Below are 13,606 nucleotides of genomic sequence, written 5' to 3'. Positions count from 1 at the left end.
TAGAAGGTGTGTTATCTTAATCCTCCAGCTCAGGGATCTGCCTCAGATAGCAACCCAGTCCAATGGCAAAGCACAACAGCATCACTTTGACCCAAAGCAAAGGAACGACGGCAATACTAACAAAAAAGCTCAAGCCACTCACAATATAGGCTTTACGTTTCAGTCCTTTGCGTATCGCACGTTTTTGATCCCAATCAGATAATGCTTCTGAAAACCAAGGATGTGTCATTAACCACAAATGTAAACGGTCACTAGAACGGGCAAAACAAAAGGCGGCTAACAAAATAAAGGGGACGGTCGGTAAAATAGGAAGTGGGATCCCAAGTAACCCTAATGCTAAACTACACAATCCACAAATAAGGTATAACCCACGTTTTAACACCATCACAGTCCCCAATATATGCAACGTCTAATGAACGTCGCCTAACTCTATTCCATCAGTACATTGAGTATAAAAAAACACTCAAAAGAGTGTTTAGTATACATGATCGCTCCATTGAAATTAGAGCAAACCGCTAAACTTTAACCATGATAATGTCGCGGGTAAAGTGGGCAGTAACAACACAAGAACAAAACCAATAAAATAAAATATGTTAAACGGATCTTTAAACGGCTGACTCATAACTTCCTCACAATAATACACAACAACTTATTGACCTAGATCAATTTTATACCATTATAAAGAGAAGCGCATAAGATAGAAAGCCTGCTCGCTCTTTCTCCCCATCAATCACTATCGATAATCATGGTTAATTGGGAATAAATTGCTTAACAACGCCTTTATCAGCCAAATCATCTAATAACTGTAAAGCCCCTTGCTCTAGGACACTTTTTTCCATATCGGGATAGCTATTGACTAACCAAACATTTAAATCATCATAATTAATTGCTTCATATTGAGATAAAAATCCCAATACCTGAGCTGATAATGGTGTTAGTTGTAAAAAGATGACTTCATCTTCATCATCTCGATAGAGACAAAAAAACTGCGGTAACTCGCCTGGTATATCAGGGCGATATTCATGACTAATATGCTGTACATCGAATGTATATTGTAACACTCTTGATGTATCTGATAAGCAGATACATTGACTGATAATAGGGCCATTTATTGGTCTATGTTGGGGATTTTTTTGTGCTACTGCAACCACTAATTCCATATATTCATAATGTGCAAGCTCCAACATGAATACTGGATCATGAGCATTAAATTCATATTCTGTTTGCAAAAAAGTTAAAAACTCTTGAGCTATTTCAATAAATATTGGTGTTTGACAATCATGTTTTGCAAAAAAGGTTTGCACTAACACTAACCAATTATCACTGCTATATAACGTTTTCAATACAGGAAAAGCACCGGAAACAAAGCCTTCTACATTATTAAAAAATAATTCTCGATACACCTTCATTCTTCGTGCATCTGTCCCATTGGGTAATTCGAAGGAGACTTGTTTGATGTAATCAACAAACGATTGCTGGATCTGTACAAAACTCATTATGCCCTCCTTGAGATAGCCCCAAGATGCGTTTGTTGGTATTGAGCAATTTTATTAATTTCGTTAAGTAAAATATGCGTCTCTGGAATATTAAAATCCCGTTCTAATAAAGTGGGGAACACACCATGGATCTCATAGCATTCTGCCAATAACGCCCATACCGGTGACACGATATCAGCACCATGAGTATCAACGATTAGATCGGTATCCTCTTCATAATGACCCGCTATGTGTAAATACTCAATTCGCTCTGTTGGCATCGCGCGTAAAAACTGACTCGCATCATATTGATGATTAATCGAATTCACATAGATATTATTCACATCAAGTAAAAGCTTACAATTTGCTTCATTGAGTACAGCTGTAACAAATTCGACCTCTGACATCTGTGCACCAGGTGCGGCATAAAAAGACACATTTTCAAGAATTAACGAGCGTTCTAAAATATCCTCAACCTGCTTAACCCGTTTTGCTACATAATGAACTGCCTCTTCGGTAAATGGGATCGGCATCAAATCATACATGTGCCCAGAGCCAGAACAGTAACTTAAATGTTCGGAATAAACGGAAATATTATGCTCATCCATAAAGGATTTTATATTTTTTACAAATGGCACATCAAGTGGAGATGGCCCACCAATGGAAAGTGATAAACCGTGACAAAAAAAATCATGCCTCTGCGTTAGCTGCTTAAACTGACGTCCATATTTGCCCCCTAACGTCATCCAGTTTTCTGGCGCCACCTCAAAAAAATGAATCTCTTCGGGAACAGACTGACAAAACTCATCCAGCATTTCACGCCTAAGACCCAGCCCTACTTTGGCATGCTCACTCATGCTCACCTCCTAAATAAAAATCGAACTCACCTTGGGAGCAACAATATTCATATCAAAAAACAATCTTTTACAAACAAATAAGGCCAGCTTAACTGGCCTTATTGATATCTACTCAAGCCACTTCAATATGCTCGTTTCAGAGTCATCATAATATGCCTGAATAAGGCAGTGATTGAACTCACGCAGGGAATGGCGATAAGTAACCTATTTCTTCGTTAATGCAGGAACAATTAACGCCATTGAACTCGGTCACTTCTCGACATGATCAATCCTGTATCTTGAGGTGGCTTGGGTATACCATATCGCATTGCTGCATCATCTCATACGAGATAATTTATTTATCACCGCCACATTTACCTTCACCGCACTTACCTTCTTTAGCTTTTTTCATGCCTTCGCCACATTTACCTTCACCACACTTACCTTCCTTAGCTTTTTTCATGCCTTCGCCGCATTTCCCTTCACCACACTTACCTTCCTTAGCTTTTTTCATGCCTTCACCGCATTTCCCTTCACCACACTTGCCCTCTTTATCTTTCTTCATATCGCCACCACACTTACCTTCGCCATCAACAAGTTGGTACCCAGCGTCCATCTGACTATACCCAAATGGGTTAGCTTGAGCTTGACTTGCATATGCAGAACCGATAACAACAGTACCTAAGGCAGCAGCAACAACAGTTTTTTTAACTAAATTCATAATTATTTCCTTCCGTATTCATGTAAGTTGTTTTAGATGCCAACGACATGCTTGTCAGCTGGCCTACATTAAAAGACCCGACACGTTTCAATTTAATTTCATTTTTTATGTAAAAATTTTATTCATGATCAATACACTCAATGATTATAGCTTTTGTATCCCAGAATGCCTTAAGGTAAAATACCCCGATTCAATCAGTACAGCTAATAAGCCATGTTATTTCAAATAAGAAAAAATTAATGCGTGTAATACTTGCTCCAATGGAAGGCGTTGCCGATGCCCCAATGCGTTCACTGCTAACTCAAGTGGGCGGCTATGATCTTGTGATCAGTGAATTTATTCGCGTCGTTGATCAACTTTTACCTGAAAAAGTTTTTTATCGCCTTTGTGCCGAATTAGCCCATGGTAGTAAAACCAAAGCTGGGACGCCAGTTAGACTGCAACTGTTAGGCCAGCATCCTAATTGGATGGCTGAAAATGCAATAAGAGCAATAGAGTTAGGCTCTTTAGGGGTCGATCTCAATTATGGCTGTCCGGCTCCGACGGTAAACAGGAGCAATGGCGGCGCGGCATTACTCAAAGAGCCACAAACAATCTATAAGGTGACTCAAGCCGTAAGGGAAGCCGTACCTTTGTCACACCCTGTTTCAGCCAAGATTAGATTAGGCTGGGACGATAAAAGCCGCTGCGTTGAAATCGCACAAGCTATCGAATCGGCAGGTGCAACTGAACTGACGGTTCATGCCAGAACCAAAGAAGAGGGCTATCGACCGCCAGCACACTGGGATTATATTAATCTCATACGTGAATCGATATCCATCCCCGTCATTGCAAATGGCGAAGTCTGGTGTCACCAAGATTATCTAAACTGCAAAGCGACAAGCGGATGCGATGATGTCATGGTCGGACGAGGAGCGCTCGCAGTGCCTAATTTGGCTCATGTGATCAAAACGAACCAAGCAATGATGCCTTGGAATGAAGTGATGCAATTACTATTGCACTATTCCCATTATGAAATCGTCAGTGTAAAAGAAAAATATTACCCAGCGAGAATTAAACAGTGGCTCAAGTTTATGGTGAAACATTATGCTGAAGCTGAAGCCCTATTCTTACAAGTGCGTGTGATGAAGAAAACCCCTGATATTTTAGCCCTACTTAAAAGCGAAGCAGAACATTAACACGCTGACCTTAAAACCCTTTTAAAGATGCTGCTGATGATTGGCAGTGCAGATAATAAAAAAAGGAGCCATTGGCTCCTTTTTATCTCACGCTATCTTCGACAAAAATTAACGAGTACGTGGGCAAAGCTCTTCAGTACTGAAAAAATAAGCAATCTCACGTTCAGCTGAAGTCACAGAGTCTGAGCCATGTGCAGCGTTTTCATCAATGCTTTGTGCGAAATCAGCACGAATGGTACCAGGTGCTGCGTCAGCTGGGTTAGTCGCACCTAAAATATCACGGTGAGCTAGAACAGCATTTTCGCCTTCAAGTGCCTGAACCACAATAGGGCCAGATGTCATAAACGCAACAAGTGCACCGAAAAAAGGACGTTCGCTATGCTCAGCATAAAAACCTTCAGCTTGCTCTTGGCTCAAGTGAACCATTTTAGATGCAATGATTTTCAGGCCAGCAGTTTCAAAACGGTTATAGATAGCACCGATGTTGTTTTTAGCAACAGCATCAGGCTTAATGATAGAAAAAGTACGTTCGATAGCCATGAAAAGCTTCCTTTTAATAAACAGGGTTTGATTTGCGCGGATTATACGAAATTATCAATCAAAATCCTACCTTTAAAAACAGGATAATGTGATTTGAATTTAAGAACAAGGCAATAACCATTCTTTCATCAATGCGCCTTGAATTGAAAAGGTTGAGAGCCTCTGAATTGATCATATATTTAATGCAATTGGTATTAAATATCCTAAGCCACGTAAAACCCAACAATAAAATAAAAAACTTACAGATGAACACGTTAATTCAACAGATATTGACAATATCCCTATTTCACCGTGCCAACATGCCGTATTGCCACTAGGACTCTTTCATTACAAACAATGAATGGGATCATCACAAGTTGCTAAATAGGGAATGGACAACAGAAAATAAAAACGCCCTCAAGAGGGCGTTTTAACATTACCTGAGTAATGAAATTACAAGTAGTATCTTATACCGATAGCAACGCCATCATCTTCATCTGGTGTATCGTTAAGTTCATTAAAATCACTCATGTCTTTACGTCCTTCGAGGTAAAGCATAGTCTGATCATCCCAGACATAGTGAAGACCCACTAGAATAAACTGACGCTTAAATTTACCGTCATTATAACGAGCTTCATAATCATCACCCGCTTCTAGGTAGTTATAACCAAAGATAGGCTTAAGACCATTATCAAATTTATAAGTGAACAATGATTCAAGACCAACGGCATCAGGCATGATACGGCCTATGTTATCGGTGTCATGGAACTCATTTTGGTTAATATTGACAGAAGCGTAAAAACCTGGTTGCTCGAACCCGCCCCATGTCATACTAAGGCCATAAATAGAATCGGTTTCTGAAATTTCTTCACCAGAACGTTGTGTCGCCTCGAACTCACCAAGGTTAAAACCAGCGGCTAAGGTTAATTTATCTGTTGCTGCGTAGGTTACAGAGCCACCAATCGTTTGATTGAATTCTATGCGCTCTATACTGTCAGCATTAATACGCAATCCTTCAAAAGGACCATTATTAGTGCCATCAAGACCCCCATCTGCTCCCAATGTCGCTTCGTCATGCTTTAACTGCACTTGTAGCCCGAAGCCAAAATCGCCAATGCTATTACGATACTGTACCGTGTTATCACCACGACCTGTACCGTTCACAGAGCCATCACCTTTATTGTAGGTGTAAGTACCAGACGCATTACCATCCCACGTGTTAACTAAGTTAGTTGCACCTACGACGTCAAGATACCATAAGCTCCATTGCTTACCAATCGCCAATGAGCCGTATTTATCATGAGAAAGCCCAACATAACCAAGGCGATTAGTAAAAAATTCATCGTTTTCATACGAAATTTTACTGTCACTGCCGTATACGATTTCACTCGTGCCAAATGGATTTACTGCCCATTCAAACTTAGTGAATGTTTGCCAGTCATTACCCATATCGCGGTTAAACGCAAAGTTAATGCGTGATGAACCGTTCATGACGTTGGTTTCACCTTGGGTGTTAATGATGCGCGCATCCATCCAACCGCCAATCGCAACAGTGTTTTTGTCGTCTTTATAGATCTCGATAGCCGAAACTGTCGGGACAAATATAACCGCTGCTAAAGCCGATGCTAATAGTGTTTTTTTCATCTGATATCTAACCTTAATGTTTTCAGTCTGCTTATTTTTTATTGTGATCATTCCGTTGTCTTTTTTTACTTTCCAACTTCGAAGCGAGATTAACAAAAGATCATCTTGTACTCAAAGCAGAAAATCATAAAAATACGGCTTTTTACCCGATAACCATCCAAAAAAACTAAATACCATCAACATTAAAACCAAAATAAAACAAATTGAAAACACAAAAGAAACATAATATTATTTATATTAACGTCAATTGTTTAGATGTCATATTAAAAAAGCTGTCTCCTAAAATACTCAACACGGGATCGGCTATCGGCCCCAGCTGCCTATCAATGTAATACTGGTAATCGATATTGGCTTGCCGATAAAAGGCAGGCTCTGCCCCATCAACTGTCATTAAATAGTCAATTCTGGCCCCTTTTTTTGACCATCTTTCTTGACCTGATAATTCATATTGAATTTGAGCTGCTTTCACATGAGGTGACGACTTGGCGGTATAATCGATAATATCTCTACGCAATGTTTTTGAAAACACCAGTTCACTATCAAGTTTGCCTGCCAATAAATCGGTTATCACTTCCTGTAAAAAAGCAGTCACATCTTGTTTGGAGAACAATCGATAATACAACACTTCTTGCACTCGTCTTGACAGAGGACTCCAGTCACTTCGAACCTGCTCCATCCCTTTAAACACCAAAGCTAACTCGCCATCAGACTGAGTAAAAGCACCAACATAACGTTTTTTTGATCCCTTTAGAGAGCCTCTTAATGTCGGCATGAAAAATTGCTCATAATGAGATTCATATTCAAGCTCTAAAAAAGACTCAATATTCATTGTCTCCCTGAGTTTTTGCTGCCACTGCTGATTAATGCCTTTAACAAGTCTCTGGCCAATGCTATCAACATCGAGCGCAGGCTCACTATCTCCTAACCAGACAAACGTAGAATCGGTGTCGCCGTAGATCACTTTATATCCCTGCGCTTCAATCCATACCTTGGTTTGCTTCATGATCTCATGACCTCTTAGCGTAATAGAGCTCGCCAATCTGGTATCATGAAATACACAGCCATTAGAGCCCAATACACCGTAAAAGGAATTCATAATAATCTTAATCGCTTGCGATAAAGGCCCATTACGTTCACACTTTGCCTGCTCACGATGTGCCGATAAGCTTTTGATTAACTGAGGTAAAATAGGATCTTGCCGACTAAATTTACCACCTAAGAAACCGTTAACTGTATCAAGTTCAGGCATTGATAGCCCTTGTATCAATCCTTTAGGATCAATAAGAAAGGTGCGGATAATGGAAGGATAGAGACTTTTAAAATCAAGCACGATGATGTTTTGGTATAAGCCAGGTAATGAGTCCATCACATAACCACCTGGGCTGGCAACTCCTTGAGTTGATGCCATGGCTGGCGCAACAAAGCCTGCTCGATGCAAATGTGGCAAGTATAAATTATTAAAAGCGGCAACAGAGCCCCCTACCCGTCCCAATTCCAAACCGGTGAGTCGAGAGCGTTCAATGGCAAACTCAAACAACTGAGTATGCGTAAAAATATCCCACACCAAACGACTATCAGTCAAATTGTAATGGGCAAGTGCTAACTTATCGTGTACAAACAGATCGTTAATTTCATCAACACGATTTTCCACACTATGAATAGCTTTACCTTCGCCAAGCAAGGATTGCGACACACATTCAAGCGAAAAATTGTCAAATCGATAAAACGCGGCCTTAAGCCAATCGATCCCATCTAAGACCACTCTCCCTGGCAACGAAAGTGACTCAGGTCTAAATTTGTCCGCCACCTTCCAGCCTAGTTCAGCCCCACCTCTGCCAATGCTTAACTTGATCCCAAGCGCCTTTGCCCTACGATACAATAACGCCAGATCAAAAGTGACCACTGCCCAGCCTATAATGATGTCGGGATCATACTCATGAAACCAGGCTATCAATTGCAAAATGAGTGATCTTTCATCGGCCACCCACTCGACATATTCTCTTGCCTGCTGCAAATCTTCAGTGCCAAGGCATGAGTGATGTGAAATATTAGGCGCAACGCCAATCATCATGACTTTCTGGTAAGCAGTGTCCCCACTTTTCCCGTATAAGCCCACTGAATAAAGCTCACCATCAAAGCGACATTCAAAATCCAATGAAATGGCTTTTAACGGCATCGTTAACTCAGCTTTACGGGCTCTATTGCCAATCAATATTGGTAAATCTTGTTGATGATTAGATGCATACTCACCAATAAACTCAACATCTAACGCAATATATCGCTCGATCAAGTATCGATGTTCTGGACGAATATCAGCTTCATACAAAGGGATGGCAAGATCAACACTTGCTCGAGTCAAGTTTCTAAAACTCTGCCGTGATGAACAATAAAGTGCGGTCACATTATTGAGATCGAAATTTTTCAATGCTAATGGTTTAGTGCGTATTGTGGTCAGATCTGATGCACTAAGCAGCCTATCTAAGGTAGATGTAGCACAAAAGCACAGGTATTCAGCATTAGGTATTTGTACTAATATTGGCCCAGCGATTGTGTTAATGTAGTAATGTAGCCACAGAGATCCAGACTGTTGGACCACATGCCGTGATAGTATTCTGCCTTTAACACTGATTTGAAGCGATACTTCTGTACTCATTACCCACACTCACAGTAAAGTCTGAGCTTATTTGATTCAATAAACTCAACATTGTGTCACTAAGCCTAATCAATTACTGTTATTATGTACAGTATAATAGCAAACGACCGGGTAAGTTTATGTTTGATGATCAAGTCACGTCAACATGCTTGTTTCAGAGTCATCTTAGGGCAAAACGCGTCTATTTTATTTAAGGTTTAAGGGTGAGCTTACTAACTTATTTTTGCCTCAAAATTAGCTAGTCTTCGAATAAAGGCCATATTTTCACAATAGTTCATTTTGTTAGTTAAATTTGAGCTTCTAGTTGAGTTGGTATCTATTCGGGTTGTTGAAGGTCGAACCTTCAGGGTTATCTATCGCTTGCTCAGCGGGATCTGTGTAGGTACTTTTGTGGCACGCTGCAAGTACATCTGACCGCCACGGACGGTGGAAATGCCTAATTCAGTATGGAACTGAATAGGCCAGTGAGCTCTGCCAAAACGTCTGACTCACAAGGATGTGGGAAATGCCTAGAAATGTAAGGAACATTTCCGGCCTTGTTTTGGAAGCTCGCAGCCGCATCTACACACGTTATTTCAAGCAAGACAAAGTTATGCCTGTCCCATCTTTTTTTTATTTATATACAGGTATAACTGAAGTTGAGATAATTGCTATGAAAAAGATGCATAAATCGTTGGATTGGCGCATCGATAAGGCGTTGTTTCCTAAAAGCACAACCTAAAATCATTGTTGCTCGGAGCAACGAAGGCATGCATGTTTCATGCGTCAGTTGTTTTCAGCATTCATTTTTTCAAGATTTTATGCTGTTTACACCCTAATTTCGGATGATTATATGTTTAGGCAACAACGCCCATCGATAATACTAACTGCCAAACATTAACTCTTTATTATCAATGGTTTGTAATATCTATATAAAAGTGCTATGCAGACCTCGTAAACACCTATGCATCTTTTTTATCTGCTAAATTGTCATATTTAACCTGTATTTTTTTGTTACATAATATATTTACAACAAACACTTACAAGTGATATTTTGGCGAAGAAACTTACAAGAAAGCAGGAGGTTATCCTGCTGCTAATCAATAAGCTGTTATATCTCTAGGAGTTTGTGTTGACTATTGTTGAAACTGAAGAAAGACGGGACAGCCATATCTTTTGTGCTTTAGCATATCCTCTACTAGCCTTTAAGTTACCTCAACTATGTATTGTTCAGGATAACGATCATGACGTCAGCTAGAAGAACCCTCATTGATGCAGAATCAACGCCGTTTTATCACATAATAAATCGTTGTGTAAGAAGGGCCTACCTATGTGGGGAAGATAAGCTCACTGGGAAAAGTTATGAGCATCGTCGCGGCTGGATTGTCGATAAAATCAAAGCGCTTTCGAACATATTTTGTATTGATATATGCGCTTATGCGGTAATGAACAATCACTACCATTTAGTACTTAACATTGACATAAGAAGAAAGACGGGACAGCCATATCTTTTGTGCTTTAGCATATCCTCTACTAGCCTTTAAGTTACCTCAACTATGTATTGTTCAGGATAACGATCATGACGTCAGCTAGAAGAACCCTCATTGATGCAGAATCAACGCCGTTTTATCACATAATAAATCGTTGTGTAAGAAGGGCCTACCTATGTGGGGAAGATAAGCTCACTGGGAAAAGTTATGAGCATCGTCGCGGCTGGATTGTCGATAAAATCAAAGCGCTTTCGAACATATTTTGTATTGATATATGCGCTTATGCGGTAATGAACAATCACTACCATTTAGTACTTAACATTGACATGGATAAAGCCAAGTCTTTGAGCCACCGTGAAATAATTACCCGATGGTGCCAGATTACCAAGGGCCATGATGTAGCCACTAAATACATGAATGGTGACGCTTTGATTGAAGGAGAGCGAATACTTCTTGATGGTTTACTGACTGAGTGGCACGAGCGTTTATCTAGCATATCCTGGTTTATGCGCTGCCTAAACGAAGAGATTGCCCGTAGGTCCAACCGTGAAGATGAGTGTAAAGGGGCTTTCTGGGAAGGGCGCTTTAAGTCACAAGCTCTACTTGATGAACAAGCACTACTCGCCTGCATGATGTATGTTGATTTAAACCCTATTAGAGCGGGAATTGCCGACACACTGCAAGCTTCTGATTATACGTCTATTCAGGAGCGCATTAACACGCTAAACACACCTGATAAAGACACTAAACCAAATGATGATACATCAGAACTCACCTCGAGTGAGCGACTCAACCCCCTTGTCCAATTTGATGGTGCTGCTCATTTAGCACCTCAATCAGGGATCCCATTTAATTTCTGTGATTATTTACAACTTATCGATTGGACTGGCAGAGCAATTAGGCCAGACAAAAGAGGGTTCATCGACTCAAGTCGTCCTAAATTACTTGATGAACTTGGTATCTCATCCGATGTCTGGATCACCTCAGCAAAAGAGTTTCGCCGCCAATACAGTGGTATTAGTGGTCGCTGGGATGCCATGTGTGCCTTCAAAAGACAGCATCACAGTGGTCAATGGTGCAAAGGTAAGGCCAGTAGCGATGCACTTCACCCCTCGCCTTAGTCGTATATCACTGAAATCGAGCAATCATCTACAAATACTTGGAAATAATTAGGGGTTCCGAATAAACCAAGGTACTTTTTCTAATCAATGTCAGTTTAATTAGAGTCTCAGCTCTAACTAATAACTGTCCATAATCGAGTCAGCAACCATAAAATATCAATCGAAGAAACCATGCTTTGCTTTACTCTTGTTGATAAGAGCAGGTGTAGATGAAGCTGCGGCCGTTGGTGGCATGGCCGTTCTATAACATCCCTGTTATCACGGCATTTGTGAATCCATTCACATCAGATGCCATCGTCGAGCTTACATGGAAGTATTCACAGCGTGCCGCAGAAGTATCTGCACATCAGCCTGCTGCAAGCAATTAACACCAATATTGCTATAGTGATCAGCAAGCCGACTAAACACCAAACCAGTTAAATGAACCCAATAAAAAAGATATTTGAAACTTGTTAGCCGACAAGTTAACCAATTTTTGTTCATATACGGGTAGCCGGAGGTGTCCAGCCCCCACATCACCCTGCATGCCGCTCCGCACACGACTAAATGGTCTATTTTTTTCCTACAAAATAAAACATTTCGTCCTTTCCTTGGAAGTCAGATTTAGGAGGTAGAGTAACGCAGGGAGCTGTTACCGAGGATGCCAGAACCGAGGGCGGTTCATGGCTAGAACTCAACAATAAAATGTCCTAACTTCAACTTTCTTGCTAACTTCTTTGTTCCGAGTGAACTGCGATCCATCCATTTCTTAGTGAACATAACCCCGTTTTCTTAACCATTACTTCAAGCTTTTCATTACTCAATGCTTGCTGTATCCCTCTAGCCTACGCCTCATATGATCTTCTTGTTCATCAGCTCGCACTCTTTAATCCTTAATAGGGCTAGCGGCTTGACCACCAAGGATGGTGGAAATGCAGATATTGCAGGAGCAACATATCAGTCCTTCAGACCAAGCCTCGCGGCTAAGCCCTTGCCATTCGCTAATCGTTAACGTTTAATAACAGTAAGTTATTCTCTTTTAGAAAGAGTAACGGTGATCTTCCTACAAAGCTTATGTATAATAGAAAGTCACCTCATGAGTTCATGCCCATGCTGGGCGTACACAAGGCGTTCAAACGGACAAAAAACAGTTGGCAGTTTCACTCCGTTCACAATTTTAGCCAACTATTTTAGCCCGCTTAAGCTGGCGTTATACATACAAGGAAGTGTCAGGTGTCATCTGAACAAATTGCACGATACATTATTGGGTTTAGTTGGCTTTACCACGGTATTTTCCCAAAATTATTGCATATTGCTCCGTTAGAAAAAGCAATGACTGCTAGCTTAGGTTTTTCTGACGAAATGTCTTATTTAATCACTAAATCAGTAGGTCTTGGCGAGCTGATCTTTGGTTTAATATTTATCATATTTTATAACAACCGTACGGTTGTTATGTTAAATGTTGCAGGTCTAATTGGTTTACTGTTTTTTGTTGCTGTTTTACAACCTCAGCTTTTGGTCGGAGCCTTTAACCCGGTAACAACTAATATTCCACTAATTGGTTTAAGCTTTATATTATTAGGTAAATCACCTACTCGTCAGTAGTGTAAATTGTATGTATAACAATCTATTAAAGTGGAAAAACATACAGTTGGCTGTTTTCGGATCTCAACATTTTAGCCAACTACATTTGGCGATTAATAGGGCGTTAGCTTACTCAAGGAAGTCCAATGTAGGGCTTTGAAACCCGTCCTATATATAGGCGCTCAAACATTCCACTTCGACTTTGCATCGATGCACAAGGGATACAAGCATTCTTTCCTCAATGCGCCTTGAATTGAAAAGTTTGAGAGCCTCTGAATTGATCATATATTTAATGCCATTGGTATTAAGTCAATCAAACATCAGATCCAACTCCCCCTCCCTGAATAACCCCAAAAGGTTATCGCCATTAAAAAGCATGCAATATTAAAAAAGACTGTTATTATGTACAGCTCTATTTCTCTCTCAT

Annotated in this window: 12 protein-coding genes and 1 pseudogene; 6 read left to right on the top strand and 7 right to left on the bottom strand. The window is 40.3% G+C overall.

From position 1 onward, the window contains the following. Positions 1–16: 16 nt before the first annotated feature. The 4 genes from HQQ94_RS09725 to HQQ94_RS09710 form a co-directional block, all read right to left on the bottom strand. Positions 17–385 carry a YbaN family protein gene (locus HQQ94_RS09725; protein ID WP_173294236.1) on the bottom strand — a complete coding sequence of 123 codons (369 nt, stop codon included), beginning with the start codon at positions 383–385 and terminating at the stop codon, positions 17–19. A gap of 364 nt (positions 386–749) precedes the next feature. Next, positions 750–1,496, bottom strand: coding sequence for a DUF2063 domain-containing protein (locus HQQ94_RS09720; protein WP_173294235.1), 747 nt, complete (start codon positions 1,494–1,496; stop codon positions 750–752). Beyond that, a complete protein-coding gene (locus HQQ94_RS09715) occupies positions 1,496–2,332 on the bottom strand; it encodes a DUF692 domain-containing protein (RefSeq protein WP_173294234.1) in 837 nt (278 codons plus the stop codon). The genes HQQ94_RS09720 and HQQ94_RS09715 overlap by 1 nt, the downstream gene beginning before the upstream one ends. 334 nt (positions 2,333–2,666) lie before the next feature. Next, positions 2,667–3,032 (bottom strand): hypothetical protein, encoded by a 366-nt coding sequence (locus tag HQQ94_RS09710; protein ID WP_173294233.1) that lies wholly within the window; start codon positions 3,030–3,032, stop codon positions 2,667–2,669. A gap of 239 nt (positions 3,033–3,271) precedes the next feature. On the opposite strand from HQQ94_RS09710, the gene dusC reads away from it, so the two are divergent. After that, entirely contained in the window at positions 3,272–4,210 is a 939-nt protein-coding gene (dusC, locus tag HQQ94_RS09705) for a tRNA dihydrouridine(16) synthase DusC (protein ID WP_173294232.1), read from the top strand. A gap of 108 nt (positions 4,211–4,318) precedes the next feature. Here dusC and ndk read toward each other — a convergent pair whose 3' ends face one another. The 3 genes from ndk to HQQ94_RS09690 form a co-directional block, all read right to left on the bottom strand. Beyond that, entirely contained in the window at positions 4,319–4,750 is a 432-nt protein-coding gene (ndk, locus tag HQQ94_RS09700; protein ID WP_173294231.1) for a nucleoside-diphosphate kinase, read from the bottom strand. A gap of 432 nt (positions 4,751–5,182) precedes the next feature. Further along, on the bottom strand, positions 5,183–6,373 hold the full coding sequence (locus HQQ94_RS09695) for a porin (RefSeq protein ID WP_173294230.1): 1,191 nt from the start codon (positions 6,371–6,373) through the stop codon (positions 5,183–5,185). Between the two features lie 232 nt (positions 6,374–6,605). Continuing rightward, positions 6,606–9,026: a DNA polymerase II gene (locus tag HQQ94_RS09690; RefSeq protein ID WP_173294229.1), complete on the bottom strand. Its 2,421-nt coding sequence runs from the start codon at positions 9,024–9,026 to the stop codon at positions 6,606–6,608. Positions 9,027–9,531: 505 nt separating this feature from the next. On the opposite strand from HQQ94_RS09690, the gene HQQ94_RS09685 reads away from it, so the two are divergent. From HQQ94_RS09685 to HQQ94_RS09670, 5 genes and pseudogenes are all read left to right on the top strand, one after another. Then, on the top strand, positions 9,532–9,747 hold the full coding sequence (locus HQQ94_RS09685; protein ID WP_173294228.1) for a hypothetical protein: 216 nt from the start codon (positions 9,532–9,534) through the stop codon (positions 9,745–9,747). A gap of 502 nt (positions 9,748–10,249) precedes the next feature. Continuing rightward, a pseudogene (locus tag HQQ94_RS22555) lies at positions 10,250–10,489 on the top strand (alpha-amylase family glycosyl hydrolase); the annotation flags it as partial. A gap of 95 nt (positions 10,490–10,584) precedes the next feature. Beyond that, entirely contained in the window at positions 10,585–11,616 is a 1,032-nt protein-coding gene (locus tag HQQ94_RS09680; protein ID WP_173294227.1) for a transposase, read from the top strand. A 209-nt stretch (positions 11,617–11,825) separates the two neighbouring features. After that, positions 11,826–11,984, top strand: coding sequence for a hypothetical protein (locus tag HQQ94_RS09675; RefSeq protein ID WP_173294226.1), 159 nt, complete (start codon positions 11,826–11,828; stop codon positions 11,982–11,984). Between the two features lie 844 nt (positions 11,985–12,828). Continuing rightward, positions 12,829–13,200, top strand: a complete 372-nt coding sequence (locus HQQ94_RS09670; protein ID WP_173294225.1) for a DoxX-like family protein — start codon at positions 12,829–12,831, stop codon at positions 13,198–13,200. Positions 13,201–13,606: the final 406 nt, after the last annotated feature.

The sequence above is a fragment of the Shewanella sp. VB17 genome (assembly GCF_013248905.1).
Lineage (GTDB): Bacteria > Pseudomonadota > Gammaproteobacteria > Enterobacterales > Shewanellaceae > Shewanella.
The sequence above is the reverse complement of the archived record's forward strand: the minus strand, read 5'-3'. Positions and strand labels throughout refer to the sequence as shown.

Excerpts from the sequence above, each read along its gene's own strand:
- HQQ94_RS09715 (WP_173294234.1), bottom strand. The coding sequence starts at position 2,332 with ATGAGTGAGCATGCCAAAGTAGGGCTGGGTCTTAGGCGTGAAATGCTG.
- HQQ94_RS09680 (WP_173294227.1), top strand. The coding sequence starts at position 10,585 with ATGACGTCAGCTAGAAGAACCCTCATTGATGCAGAATCAACGCCGTTT.
- HQQ94_RS09695 (WP_173294230.1), bottom strand. The coding sequence starts at position 6,373 with ATGAAAAAAACACTATTAGCATCGGCTTTAGCAGCGGTTATATTTGTC.
- ndk (WP_173294231.1), bottom strand. The coding sequence starts at position 4,750 with ATGGCTATCGAACGTACTTTTTCTATCATTAAGCCTGATGCTGTTGCT.
- HQQ94_RS09675 (WP_173294226.1), top strand. The coding sequence starts at position 11,826 with ATGAAGCTGCGGCCGTTGGTGGCATGGCCGTTCTATAACATCCCTGTT.
- HQQ94_RS09685 (WP_173294228.1), top strand. The coding sequence starts at position 9,532 with ATGCCTAGAAATGTAAGGAACATTTCCGGCCTTGTTTTGGAAGCTCGC.
- dusC (WP_173294232.1), top strand. The coding sequence starts at position 3,272 with ATGCGTGTAATACTTGCTCCAATGGAAGGCGTTGCCGATGCCCCAATG.
- HQQ94_RS09710 (WP_173294233.1), bottom strand. The coding sequence starts at position 3,032 with ATGAATTTAGTTAAAAAAACTGTTGTTGCTGCTGCCTTAGGTACTGTT.
- HQQ94_RS09725 (WP_173294236.1), bottom strand. The coding sequence starts at position 385 with ATGGTGTTAAAACGTGGGTTATACCTTATTTGTGGATTGTGTAGTTTA.
- HQQ94_RS09720 (WP_173294235.1), bottom strand. The coding sequence starts at position 1,496 with ATGAGTTTTGTACAGATCCAGCAATCGTTTGTTGATTACATCAAACAA.
- HQQ94_RS09690 (WP_173294229.1), bottom strand. The coding sequence starts at position 9,026 with ATGAGTACAGAAGTATCGCTTCAAATCAGTGTTAAAGGCAGAATACTA.